The sequence below is a fragment of the Candidatus Hakubella thermalkaliphila genome (assembly GCF_013281975.1).
In the GTDB taxonomy this organism is placed as follows: domain Bacteria; phylum Actinomycetota; class Humimicrobiia; order Hakubellales; family Hakubellaceae; genus Hakubella; species Hakubella thermalkaliphila.
Map to the genome: position 1 here is coordinate 1 of NZ_BLRZ01000277.1, position 1,132 is coordinate 1,132.

A 1,132-nucleotide genomic window follows, 5' to 3' on the forward strand; every position below is an offset into this window, starting at 1 on the left:
AAAAAAGCCGCTGTTAACAGGGTCTTTCTGTCCCGAGTTCTTGAAGCGCCTTTTAACAATCTTAAGCACAAAAGGGAGAGGTATGGGCATGACTACTGGTGAGAGGCTATATCTGGGTTTGCTTGCTTTATCATTTGCTGCTGCCGGCATCGCTCTTGGCATTGTTGCTACCGCCTATTTCCCTTTGCTCTTTTTGCGGACAAGCTTGGAAGCAGTCTATGGGAACCGGAACTTTATGGTCTTGGCAGGTCTGATGATTCTGGTGGCTGTTGCAGTTTTGGCGGCAAGTTTGCGCCGCGGCGAGCGGGTAGAGACAATTTTGCAGCAGGGATCCCTTGGTGAAGTGAGGATCTGTTTCAAAGCGGTGGAAAACATCGTGCTGAGAGAGTCAAACAGTATTATGGGGATTAGAGAAATAAAGACAAAAATTGTCTTTAGCGACAGAGGGGTCGTTATTTTCCTCCGCGCTGTAATTTATCCGGATCAGATAATCCCGCAGCTAACTGCAGAGCTGCAGGTCGTGGTGAAAGATGATGTGGAGAAAATTACGGGTAGCAGTGTTGCCGAAGTAAAAGTGATGATTGAAAGTATTGTTACAGAAGGCATAAAGACTGCTCACTAACGACTTCTGAAAGAGGGTGTGGACGTGAGTGCAAAGATAATGCGCCAGCTTTTGGCTGAACATTGGGGAAAAGTGCTGGGTGGCTTGACTGGTCTCTTTATTGGCCTTTCAATAATTACTTTTGGTTTATGGAGAAGTTTGCTGTTATTTTTGTTTATTGCTTTGGGAGTATTTTTAGGAAAACGGTATGACCGCCATGAGGGGTTGCAAAAAGTACGGCAACGTATCTGGCCTGACAGCGATTGACGGGAGGAATTAGATGAGCCGGCGGCTAGCAAGGGAACTTGCTTTTAAAGCTTTATTTCAAGATGATCTGGGGAAAAATGGCCTGGAACCTGCGTTGACCGAATTATTGACGGAGAGCGGGGTTAAGCGGTGACCATGCATTTTTTACCCGACAGTTGGCTGAAGTTGCTCTTTTGCACCTAGAAGAGATTGACAATCAGCTTGCAAAATATTTGGTAAACTGGGAGTTCGGAAGATGGGCTGCCGTTGACAGAAGTGTTTTGC

The 1,132-nt window shown here is 46.1% G+C and carries 2 protein-coding genes; both read left to right on the top strand.

Annotated elements, in window-relative coordinates:
* The first annotated feature begins 88 nt into the window (after nt 1-88).
* The gene (gene amaP, locus HW443_RS11520) at nt 89-622 is read left to right on the top strand and encodes an alkaline shock response membrane anchor protein AmaP (protein ID WP_219857255.1); all 534 of its coding nucleotides are present in this window, start codon (nt 89-91) and stop codon (nt 620-622) included.
* Between the two features lie 24 nt (nt 623-646).
* Nucleotides 647-868, top strand: a complete 222-nt coding sequence (locus tag HW443_RS11525; protein ID WP_258188444.1) for a DUF2273 domain-containing protein — start codon at nt 647-649, stop codon at nt 866-868.
* The last annotated feature ends 264 nt before the right edge of the window (nt 869-1,132 follow it).

Bases quoted from the DNA above. Each gene is read 5' to 3' on its own strand.
- amaP (WP_219857255.1), top strand. From the start codon at position 89: ATGACTACTGGTGAGAGGCTATATCTGGGTTTGCTTGCTTTATCATTT.